This window comes from Campylobacterota bacterium, from assembly GCA_040752835.1.
Classification (GTDB): domain Bacteria; phylum Campylobacterota; class Campylobacteria; order Campylobacterales; family Sulfurimonadaceae; genus Sulfuricurvum.
In genome coordinates this window covers 410,286-424,423 of sequence record JBFMGG010000007.1, presented here as the reverse complement: position 1 = coordinate 424,423, position 14,138 = coordinate 410,286, and the positions used below count along the sequence as shown (strand labels likewise).

Below are 14,138 nucleotides of genomic sequence, written 5' to 3'. Positions count from 1 at the left end.
AATGATATGATTATCTCAAATAATACGGAGTAACCCATGAAACACATCCTCCTCCTCAACCTCCACCAAAAATACGAAGGGTTCGCCAACGGCAACCTGACCCGCGATCTTGTTACCGAAGCCAAAGCATTTTTTACCGCAAACGGTTATGACGTCAAAGAGACGGTGATCGAAAACGGCTACGACGTCGCCGAAGAACTGGAAAAATTCGCATGGGCCGACCTGTTTTTCGTCCAGTCTCCCGTTTACTGGATGGGGCTGCCCTGGCTGGGGAAAAAATACCTGGACGAGATCCTCTCGGGCGGCAACGGCACCGTGACGTTCGTCAACGACGGACGCGCCGAAGGCGGAAAGTACGGAAGCGGCGGGCTGATGAAAAACAAGCGCTACATGCTCAGCTTTACCTACAACTGTCCCCCGAGCGAGTTTGGCAATCCGGACGGTTTTTTCGAGGGGCTCAGCCTCGATCAGGCGAACGTCGCGCTGCACAAGGCGTTTCAGTTCTGCGGGGCGCAGCCTTATCCCAGTTATTCGGTTCACAACGTCTACGGAGCCGATTTCAGCATCGATACGGCGCTGGGAGGGCTGCGTGAGAAGCTGGGCGAAAACTTCTCCTAATCCGCCTCCCACGGGGCTGGGCGTGCAACGTTGGCAAAGACGGGGTTGCGCAACGCGTGTTTGAGTTCTTCGGCGAGGTTAAGCAACCCTTCGTATCCTCCGTAACTCGTCTTTTTCTCCTGGTTTACGTCGATAAAACTGATCTTTTTCTTGATCGCCGTATAGAGGCTGCGCCCTCCGGCGAGGAGGATATGCGCCCCGCTCCTATCGATCACCCCGGCCTGCTCGGCGGCAGGTTTGGTCATCAAAATGCCGTCGGGTCCGAGGTACTCGCGCGCCTTGTCGATGTCGTCCTGCGTCGATTTGGCGACGCTTGTCGCTACCACTTCGATCCCAAGGTCCTGTAGCCCCGAAGCGATCGACCACGCTTTGTTTCCCCCCGTGTTGAGCACCGCTTTTTTCCCCGCGAACAGCGCCTTGTAGGGGGCGAGTTTTTCTTCCAGCTCCGCCTCGGCTTCGGCAATCACCGTTTCGGCGCGCGCGACGAGTCCGGGATCTCCCAGTGCCGCGACAATCTCGCGAATCGCGGCGGTTGTGTCGCGTTTGCCGTAAAACGAGACCGAGATCCAGGGAATGCCGTAGCGCTCCTGCATCTTGCGCGTCAGGGTAATGAGCGATTTGGCGCAGACAATGACGTTGAGCCGTGCACGGTGCGCCATGCGGATATCCCCTACCCGACCGTCGCCGCTGAGCGAACTCAAAACCCGTATGCCGATCTTTTCGAACAGCGGGAGGTACTGCCACATATCCCCCGTAACGTTGTAATCACCGATAAGGTTGATGTCGTATGGGGTGGTATGTTCGGGTTCCTTGGTCCCGATGAGGTGTTCGAGTACCGCTTCGCCCGCCAGACGCGACCCGAGGTTTTTGCTCCCGACGAATCCGGGGGCATGGACGGGAACGACCGGGATGGCGTGGCGTTCACTCCCTGCGCGGCAGGTGGCGTCGATGTCGTCTCCCACCAGTGCCGTAACGCAGGTCGAATAGACGAAAATCGCTTCGGGGCGATAGTGTTCTGCAATATAATCGATCGAATCTGCGAGCCTTTTGTCGCCGCCGAAAATGACGTCGTTCGTCGAAATCCCCGTCGTAAATCCCATCTGGGTATGGTCGCGCCCGTTGTACGACGTTTTTGTCTCGCGTGTCTCCCATGAGGCCCCCAGGCATGTCTGGGGGCCGTGAACGAGATGGACGGCGTCGGCGTAGGGAAAGAGCGATATCTGCGCACCGTCGAACGCGCATCCCCCGGCGGCCAGCCCCGGCTTGGGCTTGTCGCACCCCTCGCCGGGTTTTTTGTTCTTGCTGTGTGAACAGGCGCTCTCGTTGAGCAGTTCTTTGATCTTGGCACGGCTGACCATGTGAGGCTCCTCGCATGAAGTCTTTACCGTATGCAAATTCCGTACGATCTCAACGTTTCTTTAAGTATACGGGAGTACTATTTATTCGTTTCGATAATTTTTGTATCGCAGGAGGGAATAGATGGAACACGCAGGAAAACGGATCATCGCCGCCGATATGGGCGGTCTCAAAAGCTACAGAGTGGATTATATTTCAGAAACGGGGCGTTACCATGTGGAGGCGCTGGAGGATATCGATTACATCGAAGGACGCAAAACAACGGGGGATATGCTCAGTGACGACCGCGGAAACTTTCACCACTCCAGCGGTGAAAATCACTCTTTGGAGCATCACGCTCAACAGGAACTCGTACGCATGGTGGCCGGAGACATCTCGAAGATTCTCGCCGATGCGCAGCCGGAATCGTGTTACCTCGCTTTTCCCGCACGTCACCACAACGAACTCCTCGCGGCGCTTTCCGAAACGGCACGGCAGGCGATTGCCAAATCCGTGAGCGCCGATCTGCGCAAATCCGGCCCGCAAGAGCTGCTCGGACATTTTTCCTGACGATCAGAGTTTCGTCGCGGTAACCAGAAAAACGGGGTATTTTTTGCCCTCTTTTTCGACCGTGCAGGCAGTATGGAACCGTACGTTCGAAAACCCCGTTTCTTCGATCGTTTCGCGGAGTTTTTCCCGATCGAATCCCAGATGGTGCACCCCTTCGTTTCCGTGGGAGTGAAAGGTTCCGTCTTCGGCATCGAGGTCGGCGACCGCGACAAAACCGTCACGTTTGAGATGCTTCCGAAACGCCCGGAACAGCGCCCCGGTATCGTCGACGTGGTGCATCGCCATCGAGCTGACGATTCCATCGAACATCCGCTCCAGCGGCTCGTTTATCAGGTCAGCCCGCACCACTTCCATCCGCAAGTGCGGCGTATTTTTCGCGGCGGCCTGCTCGAGCATCTTTTCGGAAAGATCGACTCCCGTTACCGAACGCACCTGCGGGGCGATGCGGAATCCCAGCAGTCCCGTGCCGCATCCGAAATCGAGAATATCCATGTGCCCCAGCAGGGCGATGCGGCTTGCGATCGTCTGAAAAACCGACTCGGCGATGAATCGCCGCATGTCCCCTTTGTCCCAATTTTCCGCCGCACGGTCAAAACGCTCCGTCATCGTTCCCCCCTTTTTTACTCGCCGCATTATGAATCAAAAAAATGAAAAAATCAACGTCCGAAGAGGCCGAAATTGCAACACAGTTGCGACACTATAGTGGCACAATGCCTTCCATGATCCGTATTATTTTCAATTATCAAGGAATGGCCGAATGGATTACAGCTTTGTAGCCAAACATCTCAAAGAGATCGGATTTGAGATGCGACTGCTGCTCGTAGAGGACGATCCTCTCCTCCAAAAACAACTGCAATCTTTTCTACAGCGTTTTTTCAAAACCATCGACATTGCATCCGACGGGGTCGAAGCGATCATGCTCTATCAGTCCGCACCCTACGATCTTGTCGTGACCGACCTCGCCATGCCCGTCATGAGCGGCACCGAGCTGGCCGCAAACATCCGCGAGCTCAATCCGCAGCAGCGGATCGTCGTCGTTTCGGGCAATTCGGAGAGCGAACGGCTGCTGCAGCTGATCAATATCGGGATCGACGCTTTCATCGTCAAGCCGCTCAAAATGAACGAAGTGCTCATGCAGCTCGAAAAAACGTGCCAGGCGGTGTACGATCAGAAGATGCTCGATTATTTCAGCACGATGCTCGAAGAATCGAACCGCGAACTGCGCGAAGCGAATCTGGAACTCAGCTGCGCGCTCGACGAATACAAGCGCGACAAACGTAATGCCGCCAGGGAGCCCCGCGCCGAAAGTGCCCAGACCTTCGTTCCCCCGCAGACGTGCGAGCTCTACAACGATCACGCCGCCGGGCGTGAGCTCAACGAAAGCGAAAAGGTGATGCTCTACACGCGCAATGAAAAAATGAGTGCCGAAGAGTTCCACGGCGCTTACCCGCTCGAACTGGATAAAACCGATGAAGAGCTCGAACTGCTCGAGGACAGCTTCCATCTCCTGCTTACCAATGCCGAGCGCAACGCGACCCAGGAGACGCTTTCAAGCCTCACGGACATCCTGCGCGATTACGCGCGGGAAATCGAGCTGATCCCCCAGTTCGGAGCCCTCTCGTACGGGATACAGCAACTGGCCAGAACCTTCGAATCGGTCGACGATCCGGGGAAACTCCCCGCGATCATGCCGATGCTCTCCTCGCTCTTTGACAACCTCGAACGATGGCGTAAAGAGGTACTGCACTACCGACGTGCCGAGGACATCCACTATCTGGACAATTCGCTCATCAGCGATGCCCTCAGCCTGGAAGGACTTTTGAGCAATCAGCACGCGGTATCGTCGGAGAACGATATCGAATTATTCTAACACAAGGATTCGGCAATGAAACAATGGCTTACCGGTATACCGGTCTCGAAAAAACTCGGCTTCATCATGGTGCTCGCCTCTGCGGTCGTGATTTTCGAAACACTGATTTTCCTGCTGGCGACCAATTCGCTCAACAAAGAGTTCGAAAGCTTCGATCAGCGAAGCTTCGAAGGGGTCAAAGCCGTACTGGAGACCGAAAAAGAGCTGAACTATTTCAGCCGTATCACCCGTGAGATCATGCTCGGCGGCGATCTGAACGAAAACCTGAACAAACTCGACGACACGTACGCGAAGATCGAGACCCTCTTTACACGGATGGAGCAGACGACCAGCGACGCGGCGCAACGACGCGTGTGCAAAAAAGCCAAAAACGACGCGATGGTGTTTATCACGTCGTCGCGCGATCTGATGCGTACCCTCCGAAACGGACCGCACGATCTGGGAGCCACCTACCGTTTTTATCATGCCAATTTTTCACCGCTGGCCAAAGCGTCGCGCGAATCGATGAAGAGCCTCGTAGCGTCTAAAATGGACGAAGCCGCACGAATGAAAGAGACCTTTAAAAACGATATTCTCATGTGGGGAATCGTCGCGGGCATCGGCGGAGCGATCGGCATCGCCGCGATGATCGTTATCATGCTCATGATCGCCTCGCAGATCAAGGAATCCCTCTCGCTGGCGCAGAACGGCCTGCTCGGATTTTTCCGTTTTCTGGGGGGAGAAGAGAAACACGCCCAGCCCCTGCCTGATCTGGGAAGCGACGAATTCGGGAAAATGGGAGCCATGATCAACCGCAATATCAAAGAAGCGGAAGCGAAGTTCAACGAACAGCAGCAGGCGATCCTCGATTTCGAAACCATCTGTTCAAACGCCAGCAAAGGATTTCTCCACCACCGTATCGCCACCCGGTACAGCGATCCCAATCTCCAGCAGCTCTCCCGCACGCTCAATACGTTCCTTGACGAAATCGAGCTCACCTTCGGAAAACTGATAACAACATTCATCGGTTTTGCCCAGGGCGACTACAGCCAATCGGGAGAATCGCGCGACGCGAAAGGGTCGTTTGCGTCAATAGACCAGGCACTTCGAGCGATGACAGTCTCCAACAGCGAAATTTTTGCCCTGATTGCAAAATTTTCGCACGAATTTACCCGCGACGCCCATCATCTCGCCTCTTCGGGCGACGAACTGAGTGCGAGCGCCAACCAGCAGGCTTCGAGCCTCGAAGAGACCGCTGCGGCTATCGAAGAGCTCACCTCGAACGTCGCATCCAATACCTCGAAAGCCGAAACGATGGCCCGTACGGCCCAGGAAGCGATGCATGCCGCCGAGCGGGGTAACACCGTAGCGGGTGAAAGCCTCGAAGCGATGCATGAAATCGTCCGCGCGACCGAAGCGATCAACCAGGCGGTCGACATCATCGACAACATCGCGTTCCAGACCAACATCCTCTCGCTAAACGCCGCCGTCGAAGCGGCCACCGCCGGGGAAGCGGGCAAAGGGTTCGCCGTCGTCGCCCAGGAAGTGCGCAACCTCGCCAACCGCAGCGCCGACGCCGCAGCGCAGATCCAGCAGCTCGCCCGCAGCGCGCGCGAAAAATCGCAAGGGGGTCTGGAAACCTCCCAGAACATGATGGAAAGTTTCTCGACGATCGCCCGCAAGATCACCGAAACCGACGCGATGGTGCGCGACGTAGTGAACGCAAGCCGTGAACAGATGGCGGGTATCAACCAGATCAACGATGCCGTCAGCCAGCTAGACCAGATGACGCAGCAAAACGCCAAAACCGCCAACAACGTCGCCCAGATAGCCAACGAAATCCTCGATAAAACGGAACACTTTGGCCATATGCTCTCTCGTGTCAAATACGACCAAAGCGTCGAACGACAAATTTGTGACGTACAAATAATGTTCGACACGACAAAACTCAAAATGGACCACATCAATTTCAAAGAGAACAACTACAAAAAACTCAAAAGCGAACACAGCGTCTGGCGGGTGAGCAACCACCACGAGTGCAATCTTGGCAAATGGATCGATGAACACGCTTCGGCGCCGTTTGCCCAGGGCGAAGCGTGGAATGCGCTGCTCAGCGCCCATGAAAAAGTACACAGCGGGGTGCAGTCCTACATCGAAGCCGATCTATCCCGTGCCTCTTCCCAGACTCTCGAGCGGATCACGCGCGATCTTGAAGAGGCGACGCGCGGCGTTTTCAGCGGACTCGATGCCATCAAATCCCTCAACTGCGGCGGGAATCTCTAACCCGCCTCCCCGCGCGCCTGCGCATTTGCAACACACTTGCCACACTAACGTCATACAATTCCCCAATTTACTTCAAGGAGCATGCATGCGCGTTAACGTCTTGCTTTCACTCGCACTCTTATCCCTCTCCCTTTGGGCTTCGACCCCCATCGACAAAATCGTTTTCGAAGGTAACGAAAAAATCCCGACCAAGAAACTCAATGCGCTGGTTCAGCCCTATCTGGGCAAAACGCTTGACGCTTCCACCGCTGAGCGGATCGCAGGAGACGTCGAGTCGTTTTACCGTAAAAACAATTTCAGCCTCGCCTACGCTTCGGTCGCCTCCATCGACGAAAAAAACCGCACCGTGACCGTCAGTATCAAAAAATATACCGATTTCAACCGGCGTTCCATCGGTGAAATGGAGCGGCGGCCGTTGCACAAAGGGCTGATCAACCGCGTCTTTTTCACCGGAAACGAAAAGATTTCCACCTACCGTCTGATGAAAGAGATCGAACCGCTGCTGGGGACCGAGCACAACGACGCCGCACTCGCGAAACTGGTTAAAACGGTCCAAGATTATTACCGTTCCCGCCGCTACGAACTCGCCTACGCCGAAATCGCGCAGGCCGACGAAAACGGCATCGTCACCGTCGCGATCAAAAAATACCCATCTTTCAAAGCCCGCTACGCCCGCGAAGGGAAAAACTGATCGGACGATTTTGCCACACATTTGCAACATTAAAGCGTTACGATACCCCTGATTGCAATGTAATAAAAATGTAACCGAAAGGGGGAACCTCATGAACACGTCTTTGTTCGAACGGCTCTCCATCCGACAGCGGATGACCTATCTCGTCCTCAGCGTCACGGCGGCGGTCGTCTTCGCTGCGGTATTCGTCTTTTTCGCCCTGAGCAAAATCGAATCCGACTATACCCAGCTGCAGCAAAACGCCACGGCCGGAGCGCTGTATACCCTAGAAATCGAAAAAGACCTCAATTACGTCAGCCGCACTAGCCGCGACATCATGCTCGGCAACAGCTATGACAAAAACATGGTGAAACTCCAGGAGCGATCCGAAAAAATCAAAAAGAACTTCGCCGAACTCGAAAAACTGGCCGACTCGGAGTCCGAATCGCTGATCGCCGAAGCCAAGCGGACGACGTTCGCGTTTCTGGACAACACGATGGCGCTGATGCAGACCCTCGGCAAAATGGATAAAACCCTCATTTCGGCCAACACGATCCCCATTTACGGCCAGTACAAAAAAGAGCTGACTCCCTATGCCGAAGCCTCACGCGAAAGTTTCGAAAAAGTGGTCAAAATGAAGCGGGACCGCTTCATCGCCGCTACCGATGAGATGCACGACAACATCCTCTTTTTCAAAACGGCGGTCATGGTCTCGGGGATCGCGGTTGCGGTGATGATTTTCGTGTTCGCCAATCTCGTCCAGCGTTCCATCGTTTCGGCACTCGAATCGTTTACCCTCGTCATACGCCGCGTCGCCGAAGGTAATTTTGCCCAGACCCGCATCGAGGCGGCTCCTGGGACCGAACTCGGCCTCATGGGGCATTCGCTCGAACAGCTCATCAGCCAGATAGAGACTTTTATCCACCGGATCAATCTCACCATCGGCAACGCGACGCGCGGGGATTTTAGCGTACCGCTGAGTTCGCAAGGGATGCACGGCGAGTTCATCGACGCGACCGAACTGGTCCGCAATTCGATCCGTGTAATGGAAGAGCAGGAAGGGAAAAAGCAGCGCGACGCGCTCAATTCGGAGCTGAGCAAGCTCTCGGTCGAAGTGACCGAATCGCTCGCGGTCATCCAGCACAATCTCGAGCACAACATCGCCAATCTCAAAGAGGTGACCCGATCGACGAAAGAGGCCGCCAACCTCTCCGACGACAGCCGTCAAACGATCGAAATGATCGTACGTGAACTCGAAACGATGAAACAAAGCGTCAACGAAAACAACGAGGCGATCATCCATATGGCTTCGCGCACGCAGGAGATCAATTCGATCATCCGGCTCATCACCGACATCGCCGAGCAGACCAACCTCCTCGCGCTCAATGCCGCGATCGAAGCCGCACGGGCCGGCGAGCACGGACGCGGTTTCGCGGTCGTCGCCGACGAAGTGCGCAAACTGGCCGAGCGGACGCACAAAGCCACGGGTGAAATCGCCGTCTCGATCAACTCGCTCAAACAGGATATGAGCGACATCGAAAAAAGTGCCGAAGAGATGAACCGGGTGGTCGAATCCTCGACCGAGCACATCCACGATTTCGAAAAAACCCTGATCCGGCTCAACGAGACGTCGACAAGCATCGTCAATTCGTCGTACATGATGGAAAACAGCGTCTTCATCGTCCTGGCGAAAATCGACCACATCATCTACAAATCGCGCGCCTACAACAGCCTCATGCGCTGTGAGCCCCGTCTTGAGGTGCTGACGACGCAGCAGTGCAGCATCGGCCAATGGTATAACGAAGAGGGGCGTCGGCGCTTCGGCAAAACGACGAGCTTCGCGCAGATGACCCGGCCGCACGAAATCGTCCATGACCGCGTCAATAAAAATCTCGCTTTCATCAAAGACACCACCGGGCAGCTCTGCCTGACCCACGCAAGCGAGATCATCGCCAACTTCCGCGATATGGAAGAGGCAAGTACCGAGCTCTTTGCCCTGATGGACCGTCTCCCCTCGGAAACCGCGAAATCCGCAGACGGGGAATAACGACCGAGGAGATCGCACCGTTCGAGCAGGCGGCGATAGCGTCGCCTTTTATATAAGCTAAATATAAAATTAACAATTAATTTTTATTTTATATAATGTTGCTTATGATCACAAAATCATCAATAAGGAGTTTTTTTTTTATGTTTTTTAAACGCGACACCGCCGTCGACACCGTTCCGATGCAGGCGGCAATCACACGGCTTGAAAACGACAACCGCCGGCTGGAAAGCGAAAACGAGGAGCTCAAACAAGAAATTTCCCGCTTGCGCGACAACGTAGCGATGAGCCGACTGGTTCACCAGCTGACCGAAGGGCTTACATCAGGATGTCAGACCGATCTTGCACTTTTGCAAAAAGATCTCACCGAGAACGTTCACGAACTCGAATCGATCGAACGGCTCAACAAAAGCAACCGGGAAAACGTTCTTGAAATCAATGCCGAAATCCGTGAACTGCTCGCTGTCCAACAAGAGCTTGTGGGCAATATTACCGATAACTACGGGTCAGTCTCACAATTAAACGAAAGCGTCAGCGCGATCAGCCAGATTATCAACCTGATCAAAGACATATCCGATCAGACCAATCTCTTGGCTCTCAACGCCGCGATCGAAGCCGCACGTGCCGGAGAGCACGGACGCGGATTCGCGGTCGTCGCCGATGAAGTCCGAAAGCTCGCAGAGCGGACGCAAAAAGCGACCCAGGAAGTCGAAATCAGCGTGCAGAGCCTGAAACAAAATGCCGTGGAGATCTACGAACGTTCGTCCAACATGGAAACCATCTCCTCATCGTCCGCACAAAAACTCGAAGAATTCAGCCAAACGCTTCATCAGCTAAACGAACAGGCAAAAGAGATCGACAGCGAATCGACCAACGTTCTTTATTCGGTGTTCATGGTTCTGGTCAAACTCGATCATCTGCTGTTTAAAGCCAAAGGTTATAAAAGCGTATTTACACTGCGTCTTGAAGAAGAATTCGTCGACCATCACCACTGCCGTCTCGGCCGATGGGCAAAAGGCGGAAACGGTGAAAAAATCTTCGGTACGACTCCGAGCTTTGTACGGCTTGAAGCACCGCATAAAACGGTTCATGACAATATCATCGCCGCTGTCGAATGTGTTAAAAACAACAGCTGTACCCAGGAGTCCGAAAACGTTGCAACTTATTTCAAAAAAGCCGAAGAGGCCAGCCAGGAGGTGATCCGTATTCTTACCTCCATGCTGCAAGAAGAACGTTCCAGCCGTCTAGGGCGATAACCACTCCTCGTGCACCTTCGAAAAAGCGGGAAAATCCCCGCTTTTTCAGCATCCTCTTTCGATTGCCACAAACTTGCAACACTAATGTCGGATAATTCGTCGTACCAAAAGATTCTTTTTTGACAAACCGCAACAGAAGAATCGACCAACCCACTCAGGAGATGATTGTCCTTATGTCACAGATTTTTACCTACAACGGCTCCGAACGCGTTCTGACATCCGAAGCGTTTCTCGTATCCGAAACCGATGAAAGAGGTATCATCACGTTCGCCAACAACGATTTTTGCGAAGTAGCCGGATATTCAATCGATGAGTTAAGAGGAAAACCCCGCAACCTCGTCCGCCATCCCGACATGCCCCGTGCCGCGTTTAAAGACCTCTGGGATACGGTCAGATCGGGCAAAATCTGGACCGGGTTCGTCAAAAATTCGGTCAAGGGCGGGAACGGTTTTTACTGGGTCTACGCAACGGTTTTTCCCGTCATGCGCGAGGGTAAACGCTATTACATGTCGTGCCGGAAAAAACCCGCCGAAGACGAAATCGCTTCGGCCGTCGAACTGTACAAAACACTTCACTAACAAAAAGGATATTCCAATGTTCGGAATCAGCGCAAAAGACGCCCAGCTGCTCGAAAATATGCTCAATACCGCCTTCGACATCATCGAGGGGAAACGCAATACCAATCCGTACGCCGATAAACAGTTTTCGGACAACAAACTCCACCCGGTCGGCCAACTCATTACCTCCCGCCTCGAAGCGTGCATCAATCGCAACATCAAAGACATGTACGCCGTTGCCGAAGCCCAACGCATCATGTTACGCGTCAAAAACGGATGGTACTCGGAATTTATCGAAGCGGTACCTGAAACGGGTGAGCTCAATTCGTTCATAAAAACACTCAACGATATGATTCGCATAAACCGTGCCCGTTTCCTTCAAATCGACGAGATTTTAGAAAGCTATGCACGCCACGACTACACGCCTACAGCCCATCTCAATCCCGATGATGAAAAAGGGGGGATCCTGGAACGGCTGATCGTCGGACTAAACGCCATGCAAAATTCGATCAACGATATGCTGGGGACATCCCTGAGCAACGGTTTGGAACTCCAAAACGACGCCAATACGCTGAAAATGGCGGTCGAATCTCTCTCTACCGCGAGCAACCAGCAAGCCGCAAGCCTCGAAGAGACCGCAGCAGCGATGGAAGAGATGACGAGCAACGTCCAAAACAACGCCCAAAAGGCCAACGATATGGCCCGCATGGCGGCACAAACGGACGAAAGTGCCAAACACGGCGCCCAGCTCGCCAACCGCACCGCATCGGCGATGACCGAGATCCAGGAGGCGACCCGTTCGATCAACAACGCCGTCGCCATCATCGAAAACATTGCGTTCCAGACGAACATCCTCTCGCTCAACGCCGCCGTCGAAGCGGCCACCGCAGGCGAAGCGGGCAAAGGGTTCGCCGTCGTCGCCCAGGAAGTGCGCAACCTCGCCAACCGCAGCGCCGACGCCGCCAAAGAGATAAAATCCCTCGCCGAACAGGCCGCCGCCAAATCGGACGAGGGGATGAACATCGCCACCGAGCTTACCAAAGGGTTCGAAGTGATCGCCGAAAAGATCGAGCAGACCACGATGCTCGTCCAGGACGTCAGCAACGCGAGCCGTGAACAGATGCAGGGTATCAGCCAGATCAATACCGCCGTTACCCAGCTCGACCAGATGACGCAAGAAAACGCGAAAGTAGCTTCCGAAGCCGACAATATCGCCGATTCGACGATTCGCAAAGCGCTGACAATGGTTGAAGACGCATCCAATAAAAATTTTGCGGCCAAATCAAAGATTCTGTCGTCTGTTAACACACCCAAGCCAACGATGCCGGCTTCAAGCCATTTCGCTCCTTCAAATATGCCGTCAAAACGTTCCACTCCTCCTTCCAAACCTGCCGTCGTTCTACAAGACGATGTCTGGGAAAGCTTCTAGAGCCCCCCATCGCTCCATGCGGCTTCGCCGCAGCGGTATCTTTTTAACCTTTTTATAACGACAACACAGCGTTTGGTTACGCAATCGGAGAAACATGAAAAACATCCTTATTATCGACCGTGATCCGCATAGCCGTGAATCGATCCGACGCCTCATCGAAACCCATGCCCTGGAAAAAGAACAACAGCTTACCGTGCATACCGTCGACAACGGCGCCGAAGCGGTGATGCTGTGTGAGCTCGAGCGCTTCCATCTCGTTTTCACCGAAATCGCCGTTTCCGAACTCGACGGCGTCGAAACGGTCAAAAGAATCCGTTCCCGAAACAGCAACGTACTGATCGTTGCGATATCCGACCCCGATAATGCCGAACAAAAGAAAAACATTTTGCACAGCGGAGCCGAAGATTACATCAGAAAACCCATCAATCCCGACATATTCCTCGCGCGTCTAAAAAACTACCTCGCACTTATCGACGCGCGATGCCACCATCTTTCGCTGCACGAAGGGCATAACCTTTTCGGCCACAATACCTATGCGCGGACACTCTCTTTTTTTGTCAAGGATTATGACGTTCTGGCCGAGTTTTGGGAATATTATCTTCTTAAAGCCCATGATGCGACTCCCGAACTCTCCGATGCCGTTCGGGCAATACACGATATCGGAACGCTCTGCCTGGACTGTTCGGTCAAACCACATATCTGGGTTGAAGAATCGGATAGCAATCTCTATTTCACGATCGAAGGACTTTCGAAAGTCAAAACTTCCCTGATCCAGTCTGCACTGAAAAAAACGCCGGGAATCGCGAATATGAAAAGCAACCGCAGCAAACTCTGCATTCTTTCGCCTCTTCCAGAAGCCAAGATCACGGAAGAAAGCGTTCATATACCCGACAATGCGCATATGCAGACAAAAGGATCTGACGGCGGGTTGAGCGCATCTGAGGAAGCAGGCATCTCCCATATCGCCTCTTTGGATACTTCAGACGCGGCAGAAATACGTACGTTCGAGTACATGGACCCCGAAGACCTGGAAAACATCAATGAGTATCTCTCGCGACTCAATACCCATTTGCTGATGGTCGGCAGCGGCTACATCACAGATGATGAAGTAGCGGAAATTTCGTATTATCTCGACCGTATCGCCAAAACGGCATCGATGTATCCCGAAAGCTATCCGATCTCCCGCGCACTGAATTCCCTGGCGACATCGATACACGACAGCATAGAGGCGTTTATCGAAAAATCGGCATCGCTGGGTATGTTTTGTAAAACCTTCGGAATGGATCTGATGAACTGGGTCCAAACCGTTTTTTACGATGGGGCTCCGAGCGTGGATTACATGAACGATACCATCATCAGTAATGCGGCCATGCTCGAAAGCATGCTCGGAATTCAGCCGGCAATCGAGAATCAAGACGGCGACATAGACGATATTTTTGCTTTCTGACAAAAAAAATAAACCGATTTTGCAACAAAAACGCAACACTGTTTCTTTATAGTTCCGCCATCTTATATACCGATCTGCAA

Annotated in this window: 12 protein-coding genes; 10 read left to right on the top strand and 2 right to left on the bottom strand. The window is 53.5% G+C overall.

What is annotated here, in order from left to right:
- Positions 1–36: 36 nt before the first annotated feature.
- Positions 37–618 (top strand): NAD(P)H-dependent oxidoreductase, encoded by a 582-nt coding sequence (locus AB1763_08150; protein ID MEW5832793.1) that lies wholly within the window; start codon positions 37–39, stop codon positions 616–618.
- Here the strand turns inward: AB1763_08150 and nifE are convergent.
- Positions 615–1,976, bottom strand: a complete 1,362-nt coding sequence (gene nifE / locus AB1763_08145; protein ID MEW5832792.1) for a nitrogenase iron-molybdenum cofactor biosynthesis protein NifE — start codon at positions 1,974–1,976, stop codon at positions 615–617. The genes AB1763_08150 and nifE overlap by 4 nt on opposite strands.
- 121 nt (positions 1,977–2,097) lie before the next feature.
- Between nifE and AB1763_08140 the strand changes: the two genes are divergently transcribed.
- Positions 2,098–2,523 (top strand): host attachment protein, encoded by a 426-nt coding sequence (locus AB1763_08140; GenBank protein ID MEW5832791.1) that lies wholly within the window; start codon positions 2,098–2,100, stop codon positions 2,521–2,523.
- Between the two features lie 3 nt (positions 2,524–2,526).
- Here AB1763_08140 and AB1763_08135 read toward each other — a convergent pair whose 3' ends face one another.
- Positions 2,527–3,129 (bottom strand): class I SAM-dependent methyltransferase, encoded by a 603-nt coding sequence (locus AB1763_08135; GenBank protein ID MEW5832790.1) that lies wholly within the window; start codon positions 3,127–3,129, stop codon positions 2,527–2,529.
- Between the two features lie 151 nt (positions 3,130–3,280).
- On the opposite strand from AB1763_08135, the gene AB1763_08130 reads away from it, so the two are divergent.
- The 8 genes from AB1763_08130 (at position 3,281) to AB1763_08095 (ending at position 14,058) form a co-directional block, all read left to right on the top strand.
- A complete protein-coding gene (locus tag AB1763_08130) occupies positions 3,281–4,393 on the top strand; it encodes a response regulator (protein MEW5832789.1) in 1,113 nt (370 codons plus the stop codon).
- A 15-nt stretch (positions 4,394–4,408) separates the two neighbouring features.
- The gene (locus tag AB1763_08125) at positions 4,409–6,655 is read left to right on the top strand and encodes a methyl-accepting chemotaxis protein (GenBank protein ID MEW5832788.1); all 2,247 of its coding nucleotides are present in this window, start codon (positions 4,409–4,411) and stop codon (positions 6,653–6,655) included.
- A gap of 85 nt (positions 6,656–6,740) precedes the next feature.
- The gene (locus AB1763_08120) at positions 6,741–7,346 is read left to right on the top strand and encodes a POTRA domain-containing protein (GenBank protein ID MEW5832787.1); all 606 of its coding nucleotides are present in this window, start codon (positions 6,741–6,743) and stop codon (positions 7,344–7,346) included.
- A 91-nt stretch (positions 7,347–7,437) separates the two neighbouring features.
- Positions 7,438–9,372: a methyl-accepting chemotaxis protein gene (locus tag AB1763_08115; protein MEW5832786.1), complete on the top strand. Its 1,935-nt coding sequence runs from the start codon at positions 7,438–7,440 to the stop codon at positions 9,370–9,372.
- A gap of 140 nt (positions 9,373–9,512) precedes the next feature.
- Complete coding sequence (locus tag AB1763_08110) at positions 9,513–10,625, top strand: methyl-accepting chemotaxis protein (GenBank protein MEW5832785.1); 1,113 nt, start codon at positions 9,513–9,515, stop codon at positions 10,623–10,625.
- A 173-nt stretch (positions 10,626–10,798) separates the two neighbouring features.
- Positions 10,799–11,203 (top strand): PAS domain-containing protein, encoded by a 405-nt coding sequence (locus tag AB1763_08105; protein ID MEW5832784.1) that lies wholly within the window; start codon positions 10,799–10,801, stop codon positions 11,201–11,203.
- A 16-nt stretch (positions 11,204–11,219) separates the two neighbouring features.
- A complete protein-coding gene (locus AB1763_08100; GenBank protein ID MEW5832783.1) occupies positions 11,220–12,611 on the top strand; it encodes a methyl-accepting chemotaxis protein in 1,392 nt (463 codons plus the stop codon).
- 94 nt (positions 12,612–12,705) lie between these two features.
- Entirely contained in the window at positions 12,706–14,058 is a 1,353-nt protein-coding gene (locus AB1763_08095; GenBank protein ID MEW5832782.1) for a response regulator, read from the top strand.
- The last annotated feature ends 80 nt before the right edge of the window (positions 14,059–14,138 follow it).